At 74.4% G+C, this 22,221-nt stretch carries 23 protein-coding genes; 15 read left to right on the top strand and 8 right to left on the bottom strand.

Annotated features, from left to right (window positions below; all coding sequences use genetic code 11):
- Positions 1–156: 156 nt before the first annotated feature.
- Positions 157–369, bottom strand: coding sequence for an EF-hand domain-containing protein (locus ABZ497_RS10370; RefSeq protein WP_329490549.1), 213 nt, complete (start codon positions 367–369; stop codon positions 157–159).
- Positions 370–606: 237 nt separating this feature from the next.
- On the opposite strand from ABZ497_RS10370, the gene ABZ497_RS10365 reads away from it, so the two are divergent.
- Positions 607–1,275: a lysophospholipid acyltransferase family protein gene (locus ABZ497_RS10365; protein ID WP_359804277.1), complete on the top strand. Its 669-nt coding sequence runs from the start codon at positions 607–609 to the stop codon at positions 1,273–1,275.
- Between the two features lie 41 nt (positions 1,276–1,316).
- On the opposite strand, the gene ABZ497_RS10360 is transcribed toward ABZ497_RS10365, so the two are convergent.
- Positions 1,317–3,134 (bottom strand): ABC transporter ATP-binding protein, encoded by a 1,818-nt coding sequence (locus ABZ497_RS10360; protein WP_329490547.1) that lies wholly within the window; start codon positions 3,132–3,134, stop codon positions 1,317–1,319.
- Between the two features lie 234 nt (positions 3,135–3,368).
- Entirely contained in the window at positions 3,369–4,142 is a 774-nt protein-coding gene (locus tag ABZ497_RS10355) for an SDR family oxidoreductase (RefSeq protein WP_359804276.1), read from the bottom strand.
- 188 nt (positions 4,143–4,330) lie between these two features.
- On the opposite strand from ABZ497_RS10355, the gene ABZ497_RS10350 reads away from it, so the two are divergent.
- The 4 genes from ABZ497_RS10350 (at position 4,331) to ABZ497_RS10335 (ending at position 7,470) form a co-directional block, all read left to right on the top strand.
- Complete coding sequence (locus tag ABZ497_RS10350; RefSeq protein WP_329490545.1) at positions 4,331–4,519, top strand: hypothetical protein; 189 nt, start codon at positions 4,331–4,333, stop codon at positions 4,517–4,519.
- 94 nt (positions 4,520–4,613) lie between these two features.
- Positions 4,614–5,426, top strand: coding sequence for a hypothetical protein (locus tag ABZ497_RS10345; RefSeq protein WP_359804275.1), 813 nt, complete (start codon positions 4,614–4,616; stop codon positions 5,424–5,426).
- The gene (locus tag ABZ497_RS10340; RefSeq protein WP_359804274.1) at positions 5,423–6,361 is read left to right on the top strand and encodes a hypothetical protein; all 939 of its coding nucleotides are present in this window, start codon (positions 5,423–5,425) and stop codon (positions 6,359–6,361) included. Before ABZ497_RS10345 ends, ABZ497_RS10340 begins: the two co-directional genes overlap by 4 nt.
- A 5-nt stretch (positions 6,362–6,366) precedes the next feature.
- The gene (locus ABZ497_RS10335; RefSeq protein WP_359804273.1) at positions 6,367–7,470 is read left to right on the top strand and encodes a serine hydrolase domain-containing protein; all 1,104 of its coding nucleotides are present in this window, start codon (positions 6,367–6,369) and stop codon (positions 7,468–7,470) included.
- Positions 7,471–7,523: 53 nt separating this feature from the next.
- Here ABZ497_RS10335 and ABZ497_RS10330 read toward each other — a convergent pair whose 3' ends face one another.
- The 3 genes from ABZ497_RS10330 to ABZ497_RS10320 are packed head-to-tail and all read right to left on the bottom strand — an operon-like array spanning position 7,524 to position 10,992.
- Positions 7,524–8,417 (bottom strand): SDR family oxidoreductase, encoded by an 894-nt coding sequence (locus ABZ497_RS10330; protein ID WP_329490541.1) that lies wholly within the window; start codon positions 8,415–8,417, stop codon positions 7,524–7,526.
- Positions 8,414–9,361 (bottom strand): alpha/beta hydrolase, encoded by a 948-nt coding sequence (locus ABZ497_RS10325; protein WP_359804272.1) that lies wholly within the window; start codon positions 9,359–9,361, stop codon positions 8,414–8,416. The genes ABZ497_RS10330 and ABZ497_RS10325 overlap by 4 nt, the downstream gene beginning before the upstream one ends.
- Complete coding sequence (locus ABZ497_RS10320) at positions 9,358–10,992, bottom strand: NAD(P)/FAD-dependent oxidoreductase (protein ID WP_359804271.1); 1,635 nt, start codon at positions 10,990–10,992, stop codon at positions 9,358–9,360. Before ABZ497_RS10320 ends, ABZ497_RS10325 begins: the two co-directional genes overlap by 4 nt.
- A 201-nt stretch (positions 10,993–11,193) precedes the next feature.
- On the opposite strand from ABZ497_RS10320, the gene ABZ497_RS10315 reads away from it, so the two are divergent.
- From ABZ497_RS10315 to ABZ497_RS10285, 7 genes are all read left to right on the top strand, one after another.
- Entirely contained in the window at positions 11,194–12,057 is an 864-nt protein-coding gene (locus ABZ497_RS10315; protein WP_359804270.1) for a MerR family transcriptional regulator, read from the top strand.
- A 61-nt stretch (positions 12,058–12,118) separates the two neighbouring features.
- Positions 12,119–13,111 (top strand): iron-siderophore ABC transporter substrate-binding protein, encoded by a 993-nt coding sequence (locus tag ABZ497_RS10310; protein ID WP_359804269.1) that lies wholly within the window; start codon positions 12,119–12,121, stop codon positions 13,109–13,111.
- A 281-nt stretch (positions 13,112–13,392) separates the two neighbouring features.
- On the top strand, positions 13,393–14,763 hold the full coding sequence (locus ABZ497_RS10305) for an MFS transporter (RefSeq protein WP_359804268.1): 1,371 nt from the start codon (positions 13,393–13,395) through the stop codon (positions 14,761–14,763).
- A 113-nt stretch (positions 14,764–14,876) separates the two neighbouring features.
- A complete protein-coding gene (locus tag ABZ497_RS10300; protein WP_329490535.1) occupies positions 14,877–15,215 on the top strand; it encodes a type VII secretion target in 339 nt (112 codons plus the stop codon).
- Positions 15,212–16,771 carry a hypothetical protein gene (locus ABZ497_RS10295; protein WP_329490534.1) on the top strand — a complete coding sequence of 520 codons (1,560 nt, stop codon included), beginning with the start codon at positions 15,212–15,214 and terminating at the stop codon, positions 16,769–16,771. Before ABZ497_RS10300 ends, ABZ497_RS10295 begins: the two co-directional genes overlap by 4 nt.
- The gene (locus tag ABZ497_RS10290; protein WP_329490533.1) at positions 16,768–17,157 is read left to right on the top strand and encodes a hypothetical protein; all 390 of its coding nucleotides are present in this window, start codon (positions 16,768–16,770) and stop codon (positions 17,155–17,157) included. Before ABZ497_RS10295 ends, ABZ497_RS10290 begins: the two co-directional genes overlap by 4 nt.
- On the top strand, positions 17,154–17,651 hold the full coding sequence (locus ABZ497_RS10285) for a hypothetical protein (RefSeq protein ID WP_359804267.1): 498 nt from the start codon (positions 17,154–17,156) through the stop codon (positions 17,649–17,651). Before ABZ497_RS10290 ends, ABZ497_RS10285 begins: the two co-directional genes overlap by 4 nt.
- A 135-nt stretch (positions 17,652–17,786) precedes the next feature.
- On the opposite strand, the gene ABZ497_RS10280 is transcribed toward ABZ497_RS10285, so the two are convergent.
- Both ABZ497_RS10280 and ABZ497_RS10275 read right to left on the bottom strand, forming a co-directional pair.
- Positions 17,787–18,188, bottom strand: coding sequence for a VOC family protein (locus tag ABZ497_RS10280; RefSeq protein WP_329490531.1), 402 nt, complete (start codon positions 18,186–18,188; stop codon positions 17,787–17,789).
- 59 nt (positions 18,189–18,247) lie between these two features.
- Positions 18,248–19,054, bottom strand: coding sequence for a (2Fe-2S)-binding protein (locus ABZ497_RS10275; RefSeq protein WP_359804266.1), 807 nt, complete (start codon positions 19,052–19,054; stop codon positions 18,248–18,250).
- Between the two features lie 210 nt (positions 19,055–19,264).
- On the opposite strand from ABZ497_RS10275, the gene ABZ497_RS10270 reads away from it, so the two are divergent.
- The 3 genes from ABZ497_RS10270 to ABZ497_RS10260 are packed head-to-tail and all read left to right on the top strand — an operon-like array spanning position 19,265 to position 22,118.
- Positions 19,265–20,227 (top strand): iron ABC transporter permease, encoded by a 963-nt coding sequence (locus ABZ497_RS10270; RefSeq protein WP_329492333.1) that lies wholly within the window; start codon positions 19,265–19,267, stop codon positions 20,225–20,227.
- The gene (locus ABZ497_RS10265; RefSeq protein ID WP_359804265.1) at positions 20,224–21,276 is read left to right on the top strand and encodes an iron ABC transporter permease; all 1,053 of its coding nucleotides are present in this window, start codon (positions 20,224–20,226) and stop codon (positions 21,274–21,276) included. The genes ABZ497_RS10270 and ABZ497_RS10265 overlap by 4 nt, the downstream gene beginning before the upstream one ends.
- Positions 21,273–22,118: an ABC transporter ATP-binding protein gene (locus tag ABZ497_RS10260; protein WP_359804264.1), complete on the top strand. Its 846-nt coding sequence runs from the start codon at positions 21,273–21,275 to the stop codon at positions 22,116–22,118. The genes ABZ497_RS10265 and ABZ497_RS10260 overlap by 4 nt, the downstream gene beginning before the upstream one ends.
- Positions 22,119–22,221 lie beyond the last annotated feature (103 nt).

The following is a 22,221-nucleotide window of genomic DNA, read 5'->3' as shown; positions in this document are numbered from 1 at the left end:
GCCGGGCCCGAGCAGGCGCCGGCCGGACCGACCGGCCCGGGAACGCGGCGGGCGGGACCCCGGGAATCCCGGAGCCCCGCCCGATGCGGGCTCGGCCCGGTACGGACTCGGCCCTGACCGGGCTCGGCCCGGTACCGGCTTCGGCCCGAAGCCGGCTCAGCCCTGACGCGCGGCGAGGAACTCGTCGAAGGTCAGCTCGCCGTCGTGGTTGGTGTCCATCTGCTTGATGATGGCCTCGGCCATCGAGATCGACGTGGTCAGGTCGCCGAGCTCGCGGGCGACCTTCGCGTACTCGACGGCGGTGATCCGGCCGTTGCCGTTCACGTCGTACTTGTCGAACGCCGCGCGGATGGTGTCGACGTCTGCCATGGGTGGCCCCTCCTGAGGAACTGCATGCCTGCGATGATCCGCATGACTGCTGATGTGCGTTTCCGACGGCCGTACCCTACCCGGCCGTGGTGAGCGCCACGGCTGCCGGGAGTGGACGGGCTCGGGGGTGGGTGTCGTAGTCTGCGGGTCTGATCCCGGCCCGGCCGGGGAACGAACGCCGATCGTCGTCTGTTCAGGCCCGGGCTCGTCTCGGGCGCGCTCGTCCTGGGAGGGACCATGCTCGATCTCGTCACCAAGCTGGTGCTGAAACCGCTCGCGCGGGGGATCTGGCGGCCGACCATCGAGGGCCTGGAGAACGTGCCGCGCAAGGGCGGCGTGATCCTGGCCAGCAATCACCTCTCCTTCATCGACAGCGTGGTGATCCCGCTGACCGCGCCGCGCCGGGTGCACTTCCTGGCCAAGGCCGAGTACTTCACCGGTACCGGGATGAAGGGCGCGCTCTCCAAGGGCTTCTTCGAGGCGATCGGCGCGGTGCCCGTCGAGCGCGGCACCTACCGCTCCGCGCAGGCCTCGCTGGAGTCGGCCCTGGAGATCCTGGAGGACGGCAAGGCCTTCGGCATCTACCCCGAGGGCACCCGCTCGCTCGACGGCCGCCTCTACCGCGGCAAGACCGGCGTGGCCTGGCTGGCCCTCACCGCCGGCGTCCCGGTGGTGCCGGTGGCGCTGGAGGGGCCCGACCAGATCCTGCCGATCGGCAAGCGCGTCCCGCGCCTGCGCAAGGTGACGGTCCGCTTCGGCGAGCCGCTGCACTTCGACGAACTGCACGGGCAGGCCCGGTCGCTCAAGGCCCGCCGGCAGGTCACCGACGAGGTGATGCGGGCGATCCAGCAGCTGTCCGGCCAGGAGATCGCGGAGACCTACAACGAGATCCCCAAGGCCGCCTGACCGTCACCCGAGCCCGGGCCGCGGACCGGCCGCCCCGGCGGCTACCGCTTTTCGAGCACCGGGACCGGCGCCTCACGGCGCAGCAGGGCCGCGTACCGGCCGTCGGCCTCGACCAGTTCGTCGTGGGTGCCCTGTTCGACGACCTCGCCCCGGTCCAGCACGACGATCCGGTCGGCGGCCCGGACGGTGGAGAGCCGGTGGGCGATGGTGATGGTGGTGCGGTCGGCCGCGAGGGTGTCGATGGCCTGCTGGACGGCCTGCTCGGTGCGGTTGTCCAGCGCGCTGGTGGCCTCGTCCAGGATCAGCACGGGCGGGTTGCGCAGAACGGTCCGGGCCAGCGCGAGACGCTGCTTCTCCCCTCCCGAGAAGCGGTAGCCGCGCTCCCCGACCAGGGTCGCGTAGCCGTCCGGGAGTCCGGCGATGGTGTCGTGGATCTGCGCGGCCCGGGCGGCGGCGACGAGTTCCTCGTCGGTGGCGTCCGGCTTGGCGAAGCGCAGGTTGTCGGCGACCGAGGCGTGGAAGAGGTACGTCTCCTGGGAGACCACGCCGACCGCCCGTGACAGCGAGTCGAAGGAGAGCTCGCGGACGTCCACCCCGTCGATCGTCACCCGGCCGCCGGTGACGTCGTAGAGGCGGGGGACGAGGTAGCTGAGCGTGGTCTTGCCGGAGCCGGTCTCGCCGACCACGGCGAGCGAGCTGCCGGCCGGGACCTTGAGCTCCACCCCGGCGAGCGTGGGCCGCTCCTGCTCGGGGTCGTAGCGGAACTCGACGCCCTCGAAGCGGACCTCGCCGCGGATCTTCTCCAGGACGGTCGGCCGCTCGGGCTCGGCGATCTCCACCGGGAGGTCGAGGTACTCGAAGATCCGCTGGAACAGCGCCAGCGAGGTCTGCACCTGGACACCGGTGGAGAGCAGGCTGATGGTCGGGCGGAACAGGCCCTGCTGGAGCGAGACGAAGGCGACCAGGGTGCCGACCGAGACGATCGGCGAACCGCCGGCCGAGGCCAGTCCGGCCGCCCAGTAGATCACCGCGGGCATCGCGGCCATCACGATCTGGATGGTGTTCATCCGCCAGCGCCCGGCCATGCTGGAGCGCACCTCCAGCTCGGCCAGCCGGTCGGACTGCCCGGTGAAGTCCGCGGCGAGCGAGTCGGAGCGGCCCATGGTGCGGCCGAGCAGGATGCCGCTGACCGAGAGGGACTCCTGCACGGCCGAGCTCATCGCGGCGAGCTGCTTCTGCCGCTCACCGGTGATCTTCTTGCGCTCGTTGCCGACCCGGCGGCTGATCCAGACGAAGACCGGCAGGAGCAGTAGCGAGACGACGGTGAGCCGCCAGTCCAGCGCGACCATCGCGACCACCGAGGCGATCACGCTGGTGAAGTTGGAGACCAGCGAGGTGGCGGTGGAGGTCACGGTGGACTGCATGCCGCCGATGTCGTTGGCGATCCTGGACTGCACCTCGCCGGTGCGGGTGCGGGTGAAGAACGCCAGCGACATCCGCTGGAGGTGGCCGTAGACGGCGGTGCGCAGGTCGTGCATCACGCGCTGGCCGACGGTGGTGGAGATCAGCGTCTGCAGCACGTTGAAGATGCTGTTGACCACGGCGGCGGCGATCATGCCGAGCGCGAGCAGGCTGAGCAGGCCGGTCCGGCCCTGCGGGATGGCGGTGTCCAGCACGGCCTTCAGCAGGAACGGCGTGACCACCGAGACGACCGCGGAGGCCGCCACCAGCACACCGACCACGGTGAGCCGGCCGGAGTACGGGCGGAACAGCGCGAGGATGCGGCGCCACTGGGCCGGCGGGCGGGGCTCTCCCTCGGCCTGGGCGGGCGGGGTCCAGCTGATGCCGTCGGGCCTCAAGGGCGGGCCTCCTGGGGTCGGACGCGCGGGCGCGCGGCGGGCACGGCGCCGCCGGGGGCTGCGGCGGGCGTGGCGGGCGTGGTGGACACGGCGGTCGGGCGGCCACCGGCATAGCGAGGATAGCTCATAGTTAGCTAAGCTAATAGTGAGACTGTTCCTATTCCCATGGCCGCCCCTGGGGGACCGGCGCCGCCGGCCCCGCCCGCCGGCCCGCCGACCCGCCGAACCGGTACGTCAGTCGGTCCGGTACGTCCGCGCCGCCTTCGAGGAGACCCCGCCGAGCTTGCCCGACGGCAGCACCCGGGCGATCGCGACCGCGAGCTTGTAGCGCTTGCTCGGCACGGACAGCGAGCGGCCGCGCGCCAGGTCCCTCATGGCCTCGGCGACCACCCGCTCGGCGGACAGCCAGCCCCAGGAGGGGATGTTGCCGGTGCCCATGCCGGCCCGCTCGTGGAACTCGGTGCGGGTGAAGCCCGGGCAGAGCGCCATCAGCCGCACGCCGGTGCCGCCGAGGTCGCGCATCACGCCCTGGGTGAAGCTCACCACCCACGCCTTGCTGGCCCCGTACGTGCCGCGCGGCAGGAACGCCGCCACCGAGGCGACGTTGACGATCGCGCCGCGGCCGCGCTCGCGCATGCCGGGCAGCGCCGCCGTGGTGAGCCGCAGGATCGCCTCGACGTGCACCTTCAGCATGTCCAGCTCGTCCTGGAGCGGGACGGTCAGGAAGGCGCCCTTGTTGCCGAAACCGGCGTTGTTCACGAGCAGGTCCACCGGGTGGGCCGGGTCGGTCAGCCGGGTCTCGACGGCCGCGATACCGGCCTCGGTGGCCAGGTCCGCGGTGAGCACCTCGGTGTCGATGCCGAACTTCGCCCGCAGGTCGGCGGCCGCGCGCTCCAGCCGCTCGGCGTCCCGGGCCACCAGGACGAGCCGGTAGCCGCTCCGGGCGAGCCGGCGGGCGAACGCGGCTCCGATGCCGGCGGTCGCGCCGGTGATCAAGGCAGTGGTCATGCAGCGACCGTATCTACTCGCGGGTATCCGCGACACCCCTGGCGCTCTCGCTGCGCGCCCGTGAGGTACCTCTCGGTGACGGTGGTCACGGAGCGTACTGCGGTGGCGCCGGATGGTTCGTGCTCCTATTGTCGATGAAGGGGGCATCGCCGGACCGGGCGATGGAACTTCGATGAGGAGGCACTCAGATGCTTACTCAGACCACGCGGACGACGCTCGCCACCCAGGCCGAGCTCGACGCACTAGGCATGTTGATCACGGAGGACGAGGCGACCGTCAGCGACGCGCCCACGTACCGCCCCGAAGCCGCCGCCCTGCTGCTCCTGGCAGGAGCGCTGCTGCTGTCGCCGAAGCCGCCGAAGGAGAAGACCCGGTAATCCGGGACCGACGGCACCCGGCACCGCGCGGAGTCCGCGGGCGCACAGCGGGCCCGTGACACCGCGAAGCCCTCTTCAAGGAGAAGTACGCACCATGCCAACCGCCGATCTCTCGCTCCGCGACGAATACGCCGCAGCGGTGGAGCGGCTGGCAGGCCGCACCCTCGACGCCCTCCGTGGCGTCGAGGGCGCGGTCGCGCCCGCCGCGCCCGACACCGGCCCCGCGCCGCGTCCGGTCCTCGCCGCCGCCCGGGTGCTCGGGCCGGACGTGCTCGCACCGCAGGTGCTGGGCGTGGCCGGGGCCGACGAACAGGCCGTCCTGCTGCTGACCGAAGCCCACCGGGCCTTCCCCCTCGCCGGCTTTCCGGCGCCCACCGAACCGGGGTCCCCCGTCTCCGCCCGGTCCGCCGGCGACGACCGGGCGGCCGGTGCCGTCCTCGTCGCCGCGTGGCGGGACTGGGCCACCACCGTGCTGCTCGCCCGGGCGCCCGGACCCGCCGCCGACCTGCTGTTCCCCGAACCGGCCGGCGACACGGCGCACGACCGCGGTGTGCCCCACCCCGGTCACGCCCCGCGGCCGGAGCCCCACGCCTGGCAGGCCTGGTCGGTCCGGATGGCCCAGCTGTCCGCCCTCGCCCTCCCCGGCCTCGACGGCCCCGTGCACGACGCGGCCCGCGAGCACGGTCTCGCCCTGGCCCGCGGCGCCGTCCGTTCGCTGCTGCGCTGCGACTACCGGGTCGCCGCCCGGCTGACCAGATGGCTCGCCTGGCTCGCCGCCGACGGACGGCCGCTGCCCCTGGAGGTCGAACCCATGCTGGACCGGATCCGGGCCGTGGGTGACGGCAGTGCGCGCACCGCACTCGAACTCGCTGTGGCCGAACACCTGCTGAGCGGAGCGGCTTCATGACCGATAACCAGCTCCTCTCCTCCGCACAGCAGTTGGGATCGCGTGCGATGGCCTGGCTGCACGACTGCCACGAGCGCGGCTTCGGCCGACTCCCCGACGACGTCACCATCGACCTGGCCGATCCGAACAACGCCTACAAGCCGCTCGCCGAGTCCGCCCTCGCCGCGTCACTCGTCCTGCGCGACGGCGTCACCGGCCCCCACGACGCCCGCATCGCCCGCGAACTCCTGGACTTCGGCTGGTCCCAACTGCGGGAGGGGAACCTCCTGTACGAGCGGCTGCTGCGCTACCCCGTGATGACCGACCCGCTGGAGACGTACGTCCACTTCGCCCGGTCCGGCTACCGGCACGCCCCGCTGGAGGAGCTCCTGGAGTCCCTGACGAAGGTCCGCGGGATCCAGGCCATCGAGATGATGCCCAACCGGCGGCTCGCCCTCGCCAACGCGCGCCGGGTGATCGGACTGCGCAATCAGCCCGACGACTGGGACGCCCTCACCTCCCGGACCTGGCTCGGCGCGACACCGGAACCCTGGGCCATCGACTGGCTGACCGGCTACCACATCACCCACGCCGTCTTCCACCTCACCGACTGGGGTGCCCGGCCCGAGGGCATGCCCGAACCGATGCGCGACTACGTCCGCACCTGGCTGCCGGTCTGGGTCGACACCTGGCTGGAGGTCGGTCAGTGGGACCTCGTCGGCGAACTCCTGGTGGTCGACTCGTGCATCGGGGAGCCCGTCACCGGCACGCAGGGCTGGGAGGCGCTGGCCGCGATCCAGCGCGAGGACGGGCTGATCCCGCGCGAGAGCGCCGAGCCGGTCTCGGACGACCCCGAGCAGGCCTTCCGCGACCACGAGCACACCGCCGTCGTCGCCGTGGTGGCCGGCACCGTCACCCTGTCGCGGGCACTCGGCGGCGCCGCGGTCGCGGCCTGAACGCGATGACCGACCCGGACACGATGACCGGCCCGCCCTCCGCCGCCCGCCGGGCGGCGGAGGGCGGCCTGCACGGCTTCAGCGGCCCGGGTGCGGACCAGGTCCCCGCCCTCGTCCGGGCCGCCGCGCCGTACGCCACCGCCGTGACGCTGGCCGTGGCCCGCGGGGACCGGACCGCCGTCCACTGCCACGGCCGGACCGCCCTCGACGGGGAGCCCTGCACGCCCGAGACCGTCTACGAACTCGGCTCCGTCACCAAGACGTTCACCGCCCTGCTGCTCGCCGTCATGACCGCACGGGGCGAAGTCGCCCTGGACGACCCGCTGCAGCGGCACCTCCCAGCGGACTGGTGCCCGCCGGACGTCCGGCGCGGCGGCCCGATCCGGCTGCTGCACCTGGCCACCCACACCTCGGGCCTGCCCAAGCTCCCGCCCGGACTGCTCGCGACCGCCCTCCCCAGCTGGGCCCGCAATCCGTACGCGGGCTTCGACGACCGACGGCTGCGCGCCGGCGTGGCCCGAACCAGCGTGCGCCACGCGCCCGGTACGCGCTACGGGTACTCCAACTACGGGGTCGGCCTGCTCGGCCGGCTGCTCGCCGAGGCGGGCGGCACCGGCTACGCCGAGCTGCTCGCCGACCGCCTCTGCCGCCCCCTCGGCCTGCGCACCGCCACCTGCTCCCCCGACGCCCCGCACCGCGCCACCGGTCACCGGCGCGGTCGCCCGATCCCGCCGTGGCTCATCCCCGGGCTGCCGGGCGCCGGCGCCGTCCGGGCCGGCGGCGCCGATGTGCTGCGCTTCCTCCGCGCCCACCTGTCGCCGGAGGAAGGCGAGTTGGGGCACGCGCTGCGCGACGTCCAGCGCCCATGGCTTCGGCTCTCCCGATCGGGCGACCGAATCGGCCTGGTCTGGAACCTGCGCAGGACGCCGGACGGCCGCGATCTCTACTTCCACTCCGGCGCCACCCGCGGGTTCACCGTCGTCGTCGGCTTCTGCCCGCAGACCGCGACGGCGGTGGCCGCCCTCACCAACACCGGTCCGGCGCTCGACGGGCGCTTCGTGCAGTCGGCGTACGACACTCTGAAACAGCTCGCGAAGCCGGCGAACTGAGCGGTGCCCCGGCCCGGCCGGCCCGGCGGGACGGGGCCGGCCGGGCCCGGCGGTCAGGGCTTCTCGGGGTGCGCGGCGCTGTCCGCGGCGCCGCCCGCGCCGACCGGGCGGAGGCGGGAGGCCGCGGTGGCGGCCAGCTGCGGGGCGAGCCGGGCGATGTCGCGGGAGCCGACGGCGGCGATCAGCGAGGGCAGGATCCAGCGGACCGGCTGCATGCCGCGCAGCCAGGGCTGGGCGTAGACGTGGGCGGAGCGGCGGGCGATGCCGGCGACCAGGCGGTCCACGGCCGGGCCGAGCGGGTACGTCTTGTTGGCCGGCCAGGGCAGGCGGTCGCGCATCTGCTTGAGGACGGCGTCCTGGTCGGCGCCGCGGACCATGTCGGTGTCGGTCCAACTCAGGTAGCCGACACCGACCTTGACGCCCTGGTGGGCGACCTCGGCGCGGATCGAGTGGGCGAAGGCCTCGACGCCGGACTTGCTGGCGCAGTACGCGCTCATCAGCGGGGCGGGCGTGAGCGCGGCGAGCGAGGCGATCTGGAGCAGGTAGCCGCGGCTCTCGGCGAGGGCCGGCAGGAAGGCCCGCGCGGTGGCCACGCTGCCGAGCAGGTTCACCTCGATCACCCGGCTGAACGCCCGGTGGTCGCTGTCCAGTAGCGGGCCGCCGATGGCGATGCCCGCGTTGGCGACCACCACGTCGATCCGGCCGTAGTGCTCCTTGATCCGGCGGGCGGTCTCGGTGAGCGCGTCGATGTCGGTGACGTCGGCCTCCCAGGCGGTGGCGCCCGGGCCGCAGAGTGCGGCGACCTCCTTGAGCTCGGCCGGTTCCAGCCCGAGCAGGGCCACCTTGGCGCCCTGCAGGGTGAGCTTGCGGGCCAGGGCGGCGCCGACCCCGCGCGCGGCACCCGTGACGACGACGACCTGTGCGGACAGCGGCAACGTGGCACTCATGCGGTCAGGCTCCTCTGGGGGGAAGGACGGTGGGCGGCGGGCAGGTGGGCGGTCGCGAGCCGCTCGATCTCGGCGGCGACCTCGGCGGGCCGCTCGATCGGCACCATGTGGCCGGCCCCGGGCAGCAGGAGCAGCCCCTGCGGGTCGGGCAGCGCGGCGACGATGCGGTGCGCGTGCGCCGGCGGGGTCAGCCGGTCGTCGGTGCCGACCACGACGGCGGTCGGCACGGTGAGCCGGGCCAGCCCGGCGCGGACGTCGAGCGAGTCCAGGACGCCGGCCCAGCGGGCCCGGACGGCGGTCGGACAGGCGTGCACCACCCGGGCCGTCGCCTCGACCCGGTCGGCGGGCGAACCCGCCCCCATGGTGACGTACTTGAGCACCGCACGGCTGACCGGGCCGACCGGACCGAGCGGCAGCCGGGAGCGCAGGCCCTGCCGGTGCAGGAAGCGCCGCAGCCGTGCCGGGCGCACCGCCTCCGGCAGCACGAGCAACTCGGTCACCAGGTCGGCCGGGCCGGTGGAGACCAGCACCGCGGCGGCGGTCCGCTCGGCGACCTCGGGGCGGCCGGCGGCGGCCATCACGGTCATGCCGCCCATGCTGTGGCCGACCAGGACGGCCCGCTCCCCCGCCGGAACGGTCCGGGCGAGCACGGCGGAGAGGTCCTCGGCGAGCGCCCGGGTCGAGTAGCGGAGCCGGCTGGGCGGGACCTCGCTACGGCCGTGGCCGCGCTGGTCGTAGGCCACCACCCGGTAGCGGTCGGCGAGCCGGTGGATCACCGGCGCCCAGAAGACGGTCGAGCAGGTCCAGCCGTGGGCGAGCACCACGGTCGGGGCGCCGGGCTGCCCGTGGATCTCGGCGTGCAGCCGGCTCCCGTCGGCCGAGCGGATCACCAACTCCTCGGCGGGGGCGGGCGGGACGCAGTCGGCGGGGATCGCGGGGCTCATGCCAGCGCCTCCTCGGGCGTCCCGGCGCTCCGGTCGGCCGGCACGGTCCGCATGATCAGCTCGTACTCGGCGAGGTCGACCTTGCGGGTGGCCCGGCGGAAGGAGGTGGTGGAGCCGGGCCAGAGCACGGTGTTCTTGCCGCTGCTGTCCAGGTACCAGCTGCGGCAGCCGCCGGTGGTCCAGACGGTCCGGTCCATCCGGTGCTGGAGTTCGAGGTTCCAGTGCCGCTGGGCGCGGGCGGTCGGCTGCATCGCGGTGGCGCCGACCGAGCCGAGCGTGGTGAGGGCGTCGACCAGGTAGTTGAGCTGGGACTCGATCATGAGGATCATCGAACTGTTGCCGAGGCCGGTGTTGGGGCCGATCACGAAGAACAGGTTCGGGAAGCCGTGCACGGTGGAGCCGCGCAGCGCCTCCATACCGTCCTTCCACTCCTCCGCCAGGCTGGTGCCGTTGGCCCCGAACACCCGGGCGCCGATGGGCATGTCGGTGACGTGGAAGCCGGTGCCGAAGACGATCGCGTCGACTTCGTGCTCGCTGCCGTCGGAGGCGACCAGGGTCGAGCCGCGCACCTCGCGCAGGCCGGCGGCGACCACCTCGGTGTTGGCGGCGGCCAGCGCCGGATAGTAGGTGTTACTGAGCAGGATGCGCTTGCAGCCGATCCGGTAGTCCGGCGTGAGCTTGGCGCGCAGCGCCGGATCGGTGACGCTCTGGGCGATGTGCCGCTCGGCGAGCTGCTGGACGAGCTTCAGCAGGCCGGGCCGGCGGACGAACGCGTCCACCTGGAGCTCGCGGAGCGCGAAGAGGGTGCCCCGGCGGAGCTTGGCGGTGAGGGGCAGCCGGGTGTGCAGCCACTTCTCGGCGTCGGTGATCGCGCGGTCGCGGCGCGGCAGGACCCAGGCCGGGGTGCGCTGGAAGACGGTCAGCCGGCCCACCTCGGGCTGGATGTTGGGAATGATCTGGGCGGCGGAGGCGCCGGTGCCGACCATCGCGACCCGCTTGCCGGCGAGGTCGAAGTCGTGGTCCCAGCGGGAGGAGTGGAACACCTTGCCGGTGAAGGAGTCCAGGCCCGGCAGGTCGGGGATCTGCGGGTCGGCGAGCGGCCCGGCGGCGGAGACCACGGCGTCGGCCGTCCACTGGCCGGCCGTGGTGGTGATCCGCCAGCGGGTCCGGTCGGCCTCCCAGCGGGCCTCGGTGACCTCGGCGTTGAACCGCAGGTGCGGGCGGATGCCGAAGACGTCGGTGACCTTCTCCAGGTAGGCGCGGATGTCGGGCTGGCCGGAGAAGCTGCGCGGCCAGTCGGGGTTGGGCGCGAAGGAGAAGGAGTACAGGTGGGAGGGGACGTCGCAGGCGCAACCGGGGTAGCTGTTGTCCCGCCAGGTGCCGCCGACCGAGTCGGCGCGCTCCAGGATGACGAAGTCGGTGATCCCGGCGCGGCGCAGCCGGACGCCGGCGCCGATGCCGCCGAAGCCGGAGCCGATGACGGCCACCCGGACGTGCGGGGCGTCGGGTGCGGCCGGGGTGGCTTCCGGGGCCGGGGTGGTGTCCGGGGCGGTGTCGGCCGGGCCGGTCGAGGCGTCGAGCGGGGCCCGGTCGGACGCGTCGGGGCGGGGGCGCTTCGTGCTGGATGCCATGCGGCGTCCTCCTGAGGGTGGGGGCCGTGAGGTGCGCACTGCCGCGACGTGCCGTCGTGCGTCCTGCCATCGTGCCGTCATGCCGTCGCGATAACCATGCCAGCAATCACTGGCACGATTGGCAGAGTAGCCCCTGTCGCCGACGGGGGGAAGAAGCCCGGCCACGTCACTTCGGCGATCGCCGGTCCTATGCTGAGCGCCGTGGACAAGGTCAGAGCGGGTGCGGGCGACGGACGACGCGAGTACCGGGTGGAGGAGCTGGCCGAGGCGGCCGGCATCACCACCCGGACGCTGCGTTTCTACCGCGAGCGCAAGCTGCTCCAGCCGCCGCGCAAGGAGGGCCGGATCGCCTGGTACGGCGAGGCCCATCTGCACCGGCTCGGCGTGATCGCCGAACTGCTGGAGCGCGGCCACACCCTGGGCGGCATCGCCGAGCTGATCGGCGCCGGGGAGAGCGGCCGGGACGTCGCCGAGCTGATCGGCCTGGAGGCCGCGATCATCGCGCCCTGGTCGGACGAGACGCCCGTCCACCTCGACTGGGACGAGCTGAAGACCGCCTTCGGCGACCAGCTCACCGAGGAGAACACCGCCGAGTCCGTCGCCCAGGGCTACATCTCGGTCGAGGAGGACGGGATCACCCACGTCAGCCGCCGGCTGATGGACGCCACCACGGCCCTGGTCGCCGAAGGCGTGCCGCTCGCGGTCGTGCTGGAGGCCAGCCGCCGCGCCCAGGAGCACGTGGACGCGATCGCCGAGATCTTCATCGCGCTGGCCCGTGACCAGCTCCTGGGCCCGCTCGCCGCCGACACCCCGCTGCCCCCCGGTGAGGCGGCCCGCCTCACCGAGCAGATCCTCCGGGTGCGGCCACTGGCCCGGACGGTCACGGACGCCCAGTTCGCCCTGGCCATGGACCGGCGGGTGCACGCCGAGTACGACGGGCTGCTGCGCCAGCGCCGGGAGCAGCGGGAGGACGGCGGTACGGACGACCGGCAGGACGGCGGAGCGGACGACCGGCGGGACGCGGACGGCCGGGGCGACCCCGGCACGCCCCGCGCGCAGGCGTAGCCGCACCCTCCCGCGGGCAGGGATCCGGGCGCCGCGCCGCCTTCCGGATCGGAGTCGCCCGATGCTCCCCGCGCTCACCCGCCGCACCGTGCTCACCCTCGCCTCCGGGCTCGCACTCGCCGCCTGCGGCTCGGGCGGCGGCGGCTCGACCGGCGATGGCTCGGGCGGCAGCGGCTCGGGCGGCGGCGGCTCCGGGGCCACGGCGGCCGCCACCCGGGTCGTGCGGCACGCGCGCGGCGAGAGCACCGTGCCGCAGCGCGCCGCCCGGGTGGTCGTCCTGGACACCGACGCCCTGGACTCCGTCGTCACCCTCGGCCTCACCCCGGTCGGCGCCACCACCGCCGCCGAGGGCGCGCCGTTCTCCGGCTACCTGCCGGCGGACCGGCTGGCCGGGACGAAGGCCGTCGGCACCATCGGCCAGCCCAACCTGGAGAGCATCGCGGCGCTCGGGCCGGACCTCATCCTGAGCAACCAGGTCCGCGACGACAAGCGGTACGACGAACTGTCCAAGATCGCGCCGACCGTCCTGACCAAGACCACCGGGCCCGCCTGGAAGGAGAACGCCCGGCTGCACGCCGAGGCGCTCGGCCGCCGGGCCGAGGCCGAGGCGGCCGAGGCGGCGTACCGGGTTAAGGTGACCGAGCTGGTCACCGCCCTCGGCGGCCCGGCGAGCGTCGCGGCCACCCGGGTGGAGATGGCCCGCTTCCTGGCCGGCGCGCCCACCCGGCTCTACCTCAACGACACCTTCGTCGGCTCGCTCTTCAGGGACCTCGGCCTGGGCCGCCCGGCCAACCAGGACAAGCCCGGCTTCTCGATCGAGATCAGCCCCGAGCAGGTCGACCAGGCGGCCGCCGACGTCATCTTCTACTCGGTGTACGGCGACGCGGCCAAGTCGGACCGGGCGAGGATCGTCGACGGCTCGCTCTGGAAGAACCTGGACGCGGTACGCGCCGGGCGGGTCTACCAGGTGGACGACGGCCTCTGGATGCTCGGCATCGGCTACACGGGCGCGGGGCAGATCCTGGACCGGATCCGCGCCGCGCTGGTCGGCTGAGCCGGTCCGGCCGCACCACGGTCCGGCCGCCCTCGGACCGCCCTCGGACCCGGCGCACCGAACCGGGCGGGTCGCGCCGCGCCGGGCGAGCCTCCGGCCGCCCTTGGGCGGTCCTCCAAGGTGACCGAACGCTCCGACTCGACTGCGCTGGGTGATCGTACGGTTACCCGGGTGATCATCCAGGTCGTACGGTCGGAGCTCACCCGCGGGCCGCCGGTACCGGCTCGGGCCGGTGGTGGGAGGCGGGCGCCCACCCCGGCTCCGCGTGGGGGTGCAGCACGATGTCCGTGGTCACGAGGTTCCGTTCGGCGGCGCAGCTGACGGGCGGTGGGGTGCTGCTCTGGTCGCTGCTCGGCCGGCTGCCGAACGCGATGTGCCCGATCGGCACCCTGCTGCTGGTCACCCGGAACGCCGGCAGCGTCTGGCGCGGCTCGGTGGTGGCCGGGGCGCTGGCCCTCGGTCAGGCGGTCGGCGGGCCGCTGGTCGGCCGGCTCGCGGACCGGCGCGGGCAGCGCACCGTCGGCCTGGTCACCGCGCTCGTCAACACGGTCGCGGTGCTCGCCCTGGTGGCCGCGTCCGAGGGCGGTCTGCCGCTCGCCGCGCAGATCGCGCCGGCCGCGCTGATCGGCCTCTCGGTCCCGCTGGTCGGGCCGCTGTCACGCAGCCGCTGGGTCCGGCTGGCGGGCGGGGACGCGGAGTTGACGTCCTCGATGCTCTCGCTGGACGGCATCGTGGACGAGGTCAGCTTCACCACCGGGCCGGCCCTGGTCGGTCTGCTCGCCACCCTGGTCTCCCCCGCCGCCGGGCTGCTCACCGCGGCGGCGCTGGTCGGCGTCGGCGCCACCCTGTTCGCGCTGCACCCGACCGCGCCGCCCGGTACCGGACCGGACGCCCGGCGGCGCTCCGCCGAGCCCCTGATGAGCCCTCCGTACGTGCTGCTGCTCGCCGGGATGGCGCTGCTGGGCGCCTGCTTCGGCTCGGTGCAGGTCGGGGTCACCGCCACCACGGACGCGCTGGGCCGGCCCGGTGCGGCGGGGTTGATCTACGGCTTCATGGGATTCACCAGTGCCTTCGCGGGCATCGCCACCGCCGCGCTGCCGGCCCGTTGGGAGCTGGCGGCCCGGTTGCGGGCCGGAACGGTCCTGCTGTTCGCCACCTCCGTCCTGCTGCTCTTCTCCGGCGGCGGCGTACTCGCCCTGGCCGGAGCCGTCGGGTGCCTGGGCATGGCCGTCGCACCTCAGATGATCACCATGTTCGGCCTGGTGGAGCGGACCGTGCCGACGGCGCGGCTCGGCGAGGCGATGGCGGCGCTGGTCAGCGCGATCATCCTGGCCCAGTCGGCGGGAACGTTCCTCGGCGGCTGGGCGGCCGACCACCTCGCGCCCGAAGCGCCGTTCCGGATCACCGTCGTCGCCGCGGCGGCCGCCCTGCTGCTCACCGCCGCGACGGCCACCGACCGCCGCTACCCGCGCCGTTCGGCGCTGGCGGTACCACTGCCGGCAGCGGTACCGGTGAAGGCGGACACCCTGGACCCGGCGGTCGAGCCGGCCCCGGCCCGTGGGGTGAAGACCGCGCAGAACGCCCCGAATGTGCGGCCGTTGCGGGCCGGCCGTGAAGAAAGCGAGGAGCCGATCCGGCCCTCCCGGGCGTAATACCCTGTCCCCCACCACAGGTTAGGCTCTCTCCCCGGTGTCCGCGCCGTACCGTCGCGCGGGCACCGGTGGCAGGTGGACCGACGGACCGGAAGACGGGGGAACGGGGAAGCATGAGCGACGGAGCAGCGCCGGGCGGCGGCGGGGACGGATACGGCGTCAGCGTGGCCGGTCTGAGCGGCGTCACGGACCAACTGAACAAGACGGCGACGGACATCGCCGCGGCCAAGACCGCCTACGCGGGCTCGGTCTGCTACGCGGCCACCGCCTTCGGCGAGTTCGGCATGGACAGCGCGTGGTCCTCCTTCGACAGCGCCTGGTCGAAGGAGATCACCGTCACCCAGCGCGCGCTGGACGAGCTGTCCCAGAAGATGTCGACCACCACGGCCAACTACCGCAACGCGGAGAAGGCCATCACGGCCTCGCTGGTGCCGGCGGGCGGCGGCCGGTGAGCAAGGTCAAGGATCTGGAGAAGGCGCGGCACACCATCGAGAAGGTGAACTTCATGTTCGCCAACCTCCACCTGCTGGAGGGGATCGACCAGGCGCTGGCCGTGCCGGAGCCGGTCGGCGACGTGAGCGCCGTGCAGGCCCGCGCCAAGGACTACGGACAGGCGGCGGCCTCCTTCGGCCAGGCCTCGCAGGACCTCTCCGGGATCGCCACCAACCAGCTGCCCGCGGTCTGGAGCGGCTCGGTGGCCGAGCACGCGACGCAGGCGATCCACGCGATGTCGGAGGAGACCACCACCTCCCAGCAGACCCTCGCCCAGGCCGCCGTCCTGCTGGACACCTGGGCGAGCGAGCTGGACTGGGCGAAGAAGACCGACACCCAGGGCCGCGAACAGCTGCGGTCCGCCGGGGAGCGGGCCCGCCAGGACCCGGGCGGCTTCGACCAGGACGCGATGGCGACCGCGCTGGCCGGCGTCGACGCCCGGCTCGCGGCGGCCCGGCGGGTGGAGAGCACCGGCACCAGCACCGCCAGCAAGCTGAACCAGCTGGCCTCCGCGGCGCGCGCCTCGCGCGCCGGGATGGGCTCGATCGACCCGCTGGCCGCGGTGGTCCTGGCCACCGAGAAGAACCCCGGCGCGGGCGAGGACGGCGGCTACATCCTCACGCCCAACCAGCTCGACCGGGCCAACCAGACCCTCGGTGTGATGACCGGCGCCGACCAGGCGGCGTTCCGCGCGCTGCTGTCCGGCGCGAAGTCCCCCGAGGAGGCGGCCTACCTCTGGAAGGCGCTGGCGGCCGGGCACTCGGTGTCCGACATCCAGCGGTTCGACGCCCAGATCCACCCGCACGGCGACGACCCGGCCTGGCTCGCCAAGCACCTCGTGCCGGCCACCAGCACCGGCGACACCGGCCGGGAGTCCTCGGACAACCTCGACGTCACCTACGGCGGCCAGAACGTCAACATCGACGGCTACGGCCTCTATTCGCAGCGCAACGTCAGCGACTGCGTGGCGGCCTCCACCGTGATCGCCCAGGCCAAGCTGGACCCGCTGATGATGTTCCAGCTGACCACCGGCGGCACCCCGGACGCCCCCGGCGCCGACTCCCCGGAGAACTTCGAGAAGCGGCTGCAGGACACGTACCTCAACGAGTACAAGGACGGCCAGCGGGTCGACGGGAACAAGAAGGTCTACCCGCAGGTGGACAGCGGGCTCGGGCCGAAGGCCCAGACCTACCTGGCCGACAAGGACCTCGGCAAGGCCACCGGCGCCGACTACGAGCACGTCGAGCTGGAGAGCGACGAGGACCGGCGGGCGGCGCTGGCGCGGATCGAGAAGTCCGTCGACGAGGGCCTGCCCGTCCCGATCACCGTGCGGAACGACGACTCGGGTCACCAGATGATGATCATCGGGCGGGACGGTGACAAGCTGCAGGTCTACAACCCCTGGGGCTTCACCTCCTGGGTGACCGAGGAGCAGTTCGTCAACAGCCAGCTCGGCGGACTGACCCCCGGTGAACACCCCCTCAACAAGTCGACCGCGCTGGAGCTGCCGAAATGACGAACGTCCGCCCCGACGCCGAACTGGCGGACCTCGACGTCGCCGCCGCCATCACCCGTGGCCTGCTGCTCACCGGTGGCCCGCGCCAGGCCCTGTTCACCGAGGCCGCCATCGCGGCCGCCCACCGCGCCGAGGCGGCGGGCATCGGCGCGTACCCGCTGGGCTTCCTGGCCCAGCACGTCCGCGCCGGCGGCTTCGCGGCGGCCCTCGCGCTGCCCGAGCCGGTCATCGGCGAGCCGGGCCGGACCGTCGTCCGCGAGTGGCTGCAGGCCGCCGCCGCGAGCGGCGCCGACCTCGGGCGCGAGCACCTGTTCGCGCGCTGGCTGGCGGAGGTCGCGGCGCTGATCGAGCTGCGGCGCAACGCCCGGGAGGCGGACGCCCGGTGACCGCCCGATCCCCGCGCCGCCCGCTCGCCCTCGCGGCCGCCGCCCTGCTGGCCCTGGCGCCGGTGGCCGGCTGTTCGTCCTCCGGCGGGCCGTCGTCGGACGAGCGGCCGGACACCGTCCTCGCCCTGCCCGCCGACCTGGAGGCCGAGGCCGTGGCCGGCGGCAAGCCGGCCTTCGAACCGGCCGACGTCCACCTGGCCGTCGGCCGCTCGGTCGGCGTCAGCCTGACCTCCGCCCCGCTGCCGCACGGCTGGCAGCTGACCGGCGAGGGCGACCGCGCCGTCCTGCACCGGGACGCGGACGCCAAGTTGAGCAGCTGCCCGCCCGACTCCGCGGGCTGCGGCCACACCGTCCGCCAGACCTGGACCGCGACCGCCGCCGGCAGCACCACGCTCACCTGGCACTACGTCGACCGGGCCTCCTGCCGCGAGCCCGGCAACGCCGCCTCCTGCAAGGTGCTGGCGGTCAAGGACGTCCGGGTCACCGTCGGCTGACCGCCGCCGGGGCCCGGGGAGACCGGCCGGGCCGCCGAGGCCGGGGCGAGTCGGGAGCAACGGCGCTCATGGAGTGGGAAGTCGGCCGGGCCGACTTCCCACTCCGGCGGCGACGCCCGGACCCGGCAGGCGGGGTCAGGCGCCCCAGGTCCGGCTGCAGAGCACCAGCCGGTACCCGTCCGGGTCTGCGACGGTCACGCCGTACTCGTCCCAGTACGGGTTGTGCGCGGCGACCCGGGTGCCGCCGGCGGCCTCCAGCCTGGCCACGGCGGCCTCGTCGACCGGCGCGCCCAGGTAGACGACGAAGAGGTCGTCCACGGTCGGCGTCGGCTCCAGCGGGTGCTCCGGGTCGCGGGTGAGCTCGAAGTGCCAGCTGCCGCCGGCCGGGCCGACCATGATCAGGTCGTGCTCGCCGGACACCCGCTCGGTGGTGCGCCAGAGGACGTCGAGCCCCAGGCCGTCGACGTAGAACCGCTCGGCGGCGGCGAGGTCCCGGGAGGGGCGGGCGACCCGCACCCGCATCGTCGAATCGATCATCGGGCGAGCCTATCCGGGCACCTGACATCCCCTCAGCCCGGGGGCCGGGGGCGCCCGCCTCAGAGCCGCCGCAGCCGCTCCTCGTCCGGCGTCCGGGGGCAGGTGATACAGGCGGAGTCCGGCCGGATCGCGTAGTAGAGGCAGCAGCCGAGCCGGGTGCGGGTCGGGTGGCCGCGCCCGTCCTCGCCGCGCAGGAGGCGGAAGTCGGCGGCGCCGAGCAGCGGCTGGGTGCCGCCGGGCAGCACCGCTCCGGCGGCCGCGACGGCGGCGGACTCCTCGCCGAGCATCCGGCCGAGGTACCAGACGGCGGAGGCCAGATCGTCCGTCACCATGCCCCACAGGGCGCGGGTGCCGCGCCGGGTGGCGCCCGAGAAGGCGGTGAGCAGCGGCTCGACGTGGGTGACGACGGAGGCGCGCAGTTCGGCGCGCAGTTCGTCGTCGCCCGGCAGCGTGCTGTGAGCGCGTGGACGGAGTGCGAAGTCACCCGTGGGGGCGTGCATCCAGAGGTCCGCGCCGTCGATGACGGGGACCCGGCGGGCGAGGTGCCAGGGGCCGGCGATCAGGACGCAGACCGACCAGAGGTAGTGGTGCAGCAGCCGGGAGGCGGTGACGTGGGGGCGCGGGGCCTTGCCGTGCTCGGCGGCGATCCGGGCCTCCTCACCGGCCAGCGCGTCGGCCAGCGCGGTCGGATCCGCCGCCAGCTCGACGGCGGAGTACCAGCCCTGAGCACGTGTGGGCGCGGCCTCGACCGCGCCGAGCACGTCGACCCGCAGGGCCGGGGCGAGGTCCAGCAGCCGCCGGTAGTCCGCGTAGAGAGGACAAGGGGCGCATGGGGCGGCGGGCACGGGTGTGGCCCCCAAGATCATCGGTACTCCCCGAGATCGGCTAAGGTGAGCCTCACCTTATACGCGGTACGCGCGCCACGGGGGCCGAACTCGGCCTGGTCCGTACCAAGTCGCCAGGACTTGACGAGATAAGGATTGCCTAACCTAAGATCTCGCCCTGTGCTGAGAACCGACCCGCCGGCCGCCACGGCCCCGGCGGTCCCCCGACATCCGACGCTACGGCGGCCGCTCCTGCTGGCCGCCGGCGTCTGCGCGCTCGTGCTGTGCGCCGCGCTGAGCCTCGCTCTCGGCTCCCGCTCCATCCCGCTCTCCACCGTGATCGACGCTCTGACCGGCGCCGGGCACGGCGGCGACGCCGACGTGGTGACGGGCCTTCGGGTCCCCCGGACGGTCATCGGGCTGACGATCGGGGCGGCGCTCGGCGCCGCCGGCGCGGTCGCCCAGGGCGTCACCCGCAACCCGCTCGCCTCACCCGTCACGCTGGGGATCAACGCGGGCGCGGGCTTCGCCGTGGTCGCCGCGATCTACGCCCTCGGCCTCACCCGGCCGGTCGAGTACCTCTGGTTCGCCTTCGCCGGCGCGGCCGTCGCCGCGGTGGCCGCCTACGCGATGTCCCGCCGGGGCGGCGACCTCGACCCCGTCCGGCTGGCCCTCGGCGGCACCGTGCTCACCGTGGTGCTCACCTCCTGGACCTCGGCACTGATGCTGGCCAGTCACCGCACGCTGGACGAGGCGCGGTTCTGGCTGGCCGGCTCCATCGCCGGGCGCCACCTGGACACCCTGACGCCCCTGCTGCCGTTCCTGGCGCTCGGGCTGGTCGGCGCGTTCGCCGTGGCCCCCTCGCTCAACGCGCTCGCCCTCGGCGACGAGAGCGCCCAGGCGCTCGGCGTGCCGGTGGCCAGGATCCGGGTGCTCGGCGGTCTGACCGTCGTCCTGCTGGCCGGCAGCGCCGTCGCCGTCGCCGGACCGATCGCCTTCGTCGGGCTGGCGGCGCCGCACCTGGTCAGGCCGCTGCTCGGAAACGACCACCGCTGGCTGCTGCCGGGCTGCCTGATCACCGGTCCGCTGCTGCTGCTCGCGGCCGACGTGCTGGGCCGGCTGGTGGCCCGGCCGTCCGAGATCGAGGTCGGCATCGTGACGGCCTTCCTCGGCGCGCCGCTGCTCGCGGTGCTGGCCCGGAAGGTGGCCCGATGAGCGTCCTGACCCCGGCGGTGCCCGCCACCGCCGTCGGCACGGCGGCCCGGCGCCGGGCCCGCACCGCCGCCTGGTCGCTGCTCGCCGCCGCCCTGCTGGTCCTGCTGACCGGGATCGCGCTCGGCACCGGCCAGGTCGAGATGTCGGTCTGGGAGGCGCTGCGCGCCCTGGTCGGGCTCGGCGACGCCGGGAACGTGCTGGTGGTGCAGGAGTTCCGGGCACCCCGGGTGGTCTCCGCCCTGATCGCGGGCGCCGCGCTCGCGGTGGCCGGCTCGATGCTGCAACGGCTCTTCCGCAACCCCCTGGCCTCCCCCGACACCATCGGCGTCACCGGCGGCGCATCGTTCGGCGCGGTGCTGATGCTCGCCACCGGCGCCTCGCAGGAGCTGATCCCGCTCGCCGCGCTCGGCGGCGGGCTGCTCGCCGCCCTGCTGCTCGGCGGCTTCGCCTGGCGGTCGCGGATGGCCGTCACCCGGCTGGTGCTCGTCGGCCTGGCGGTCCAGCAGGGCCTGGCCGCGGCGGTGAACCTGATGATCGTCCGGTTCCCCGCCGAGCTGGCCTCCTCGGCGATGCAGTGGACCACCGGCTCGCTCTACGGACGGGACTGGACCGAGGTCTGGATCGGCGGCACCGCCATCGCGCTCACCGTCGTCGCCGTGGTGCTCAGCCAGCGACGGGTCGCCGTGCTCGACCTCGGCGACGACTCGGCCGGCGGCCTCGGCCTGAACCCGAACCGCGACCGGCTCGTCCTGCTGCTGCTCTCCATCGCGCTGGCCTCGCTGGCCGCCGCGCTCACCGGACCGGTCGCCTTCGTGGCGCTCGCCGTCCCGCACCTGGTCCGCCTGCTGGCCGGACCGCCCACCCTCGGCACGCTCGGCCTCACCGCGCTCGCCGGCGCCGTGCTGCTGCTCTCCGCCGACCTCCTGGTGCTCCATGTGATCCCCGTCCACGGCCTGCCGGTCGGTGCCGTCACCGCCACCCTCGGCGCGCCCTGGCTCCTGGCGCTGATGATCCGCCAGGGCCGGCTTCCTCAGAGGAGCGACCGATGACCCCCGACGTGGCGACCCCCTCCACGGCCCCCGACCCGGCGGGCAACCGCCTCGCCGCCCACGGCCTGCACCTGCGCTACGGCAACCGGGTGATCGTCGACGGCCTCGACCTGGAGCTGCCCGGCGGCGCCGTCACCGCGATCGTGGGCCCGAACGCCTGCGGCAAGTCGACCCTGCTGCGCGGCCTGGTCCGGCTGCTCGGCCCGGCCGCCGGCACCGTCACCCTGGACGGCTCGGACATCCACCGGATGTCCGCCCGGGCGCTCGCCAAGCGGATGGGCCTGCTCCCGCAGCAGCCCGTCACCCCCGAGGCGATCACCGTCGAGGCGCTGGTCCGGCTCGGCCGCTTCCCGCACCAGCGGCTGCTCACCCCCTGGTCCAAGGCCGACCAGGCCGCCGTCGAGGACGCGCTGGCCCGCACCGGCACCACCGACCTGCGCGACCAGCAGGTGGACCGGCTCTCCGGCGGCCAGCGCCAGCGCGCCTGGATCGCGCTCGCGCTCGCCCAGGACACCGACCTGCTGCTGCTCGACGAGCCCACCACCTTCCTGGACCTCCGGCACCAGCTGGACGTCCTCGACCTGGTCGCCGACCTGCACGCCGAGGCCGGCCGCACCGTCGTCATGGTGCTGCACGACCTCGGGCAGGCCGCCCGCTACGCGGACCACCTGGTCGTCCTCAAGGACGGCCGGCTGGCCGCCGCCGGACCGCCCGCCGAGGTGCTGACCGCCGACCTGGTGGAGGCCGTCTTCCAGGTGCCGTGCCAGGTCGTGCCCGACCCGGAGACCGGCACCCCGCTGGTCGTCCCGCGAGCCCGGACCGGGCGGGCCGCCGCCCGCTGACCCGCCCGACCACCCCGCGGCCGGCCCCGCTCACCCGTGGACCGCGCCGCCGCCCCGCCGCACCCCGCCGGCACCGTCCGGCACCCCCGCACCGAAGAGAAGG

The organism is Kitasatospora sp. NPDC005751 (genome assembly GCF_040630835.1).
In the GTDB taxonomy this organism is placed as follows: Bacteria; Actinomycetota; Actinomycetes; order Streptomycetales; family Streptomycetaceae; genus Kitasatospora.
This window is presented reverse-complemented; position numbering and strand designations above follow the sequence as displayed.

Excerpts from the sequence above, each read along its gene's own strand:
- ABZ497_RS10370 (WP_329490549.1), bottom strand. The coding sequence starts at position 369 with ATGGCAGACGTCGACACCATCCGCGCGGCGTTCGACAAGTACGACGTG.
- ABZ497_RS10365 (WP_359804277.1), top strand. The coding sequence starts at position 607 with ATGCTCGATCTCGTCACCAAGCTGGTGCTGAAACCGCTCGCGCGGGGG.
- ABZ497_RS10355 (WP_359804276.1), bottom strand. The coding sequence starts at position 4,142 with ATGACCACTGCCTTGATCACCGGCGCGACCGCCGGCATCGGAGCCGCG.
- ABZ497_RS10350 (WP_329490545.1), top strand. The coding sequence starts at position 4,331 with ATGCTTACTCAGACCACGCGGACGACGCTCGCCACCCAGGCCGAGCTC.
- ABZ497_RS10345 (WP_359804275.1), top strand. The coding sequence starts at position 4,614 with ATGCCAACCGCCGATCTCTCGCTCCGCGACGAATACGCCGCAGCGGTG.
- ABZ497_RS10340 (WP_359804274.1), top strand. The coding sequence starts at position 5,423 with ATGACCGATAACCAGCTCCTCTCCTCCGCACAGCAGTTGGGATCGCGT.
- ABZ497_RS10335 (WP_359804273.1), top strand. The coding sequence starts at position 6,367 with ATGACCGACCCGGACACGATGACCGGCCCGCCCTCCGCCGCCCGCCGG.
- ABZ497_RS10330 (WP_329490541.1), bottom strand. The coding sequence starts at position 8,417 with ATGAGTGCCACGTTGCCGCTGTCCGCACAGGTCGTCGTCGTCACGGGT.
- ABZ497_RS10325 (WP_359804272.1), bottom strand. The coding sequence starts at position 9,361 with ATGAGCCCCGCGATCCCCGCCGACTGCGTCCCGCCCGCCCCCGCCGAG.
- ABZ497_RS10320 (WP_359804271.1), bottom strand. The coding sequence starts at position 10,992 with ATGGCATCCAGCACGAAGCGCCCCCGCCCCGACGCGTCCGACCGGGCC.
- ABZ497_RS10310 (WP_359804269.1), top strand. The coding sequence starts at position 12,119 with ATGCTCCCCGCGCTCACCCGCCGCACCGTGCTCACCCTCGCCTCCGGG.
- ABZ497_RS10305 (WP_359804268.1), top strand. The coding sequence starts at position 13,393 with ATGTCCGTGGTCACGAGGTTCCGTTCGGCGGCGCAGCTGACGGGCGGT.
- ABZ497_RS10300 (WP_329490535.1), top strand. The coding sequence starts at position 14,877 with ATGAGCGACGGAGCAGCGCCGGGCGGCGGCGGGGACGGATACGGCGTC.
- ABZ497_RS10290 (WP_329490533.1), top strand. The coding sequence starts at position 16,768 with ATGACGAACGTCCGCCCCGACGCCGAACTGGCGGACCTCGACGTCGCC.
- ABZ497_RS10280 (WP_329490531.1), bottom strand. The coding sequence starts at position 18,188 with ATGATCGATTCGACGATGCGGGTGCGGGTCGCCCGCCCCTCCCGGGAC.
- ABZ497_RS10275 (WP_359804266.1), bottom strand. The coding sequence starts at position 19,054 with ATGATCTTGGGGGCCACACCCGTGCCCGCCGCCCCATGCGCCCCTTGT.
- ABZ497_RS10265 (WP_359804265.1), top strand. The coding sequence starts at position 20,224 with ATGAGCGTCCTGACCCCGGCGGTGCCCGCCACCGCCGTCGGCACGGCG.
- ABZ497_RS10260 (WP_359804264.1), top strand. The coding sequence starts at position 21,273 with ATGACCCCCGACGTGGCGACCCCCTCCACGGCCCCCGACCCGGCGGGC.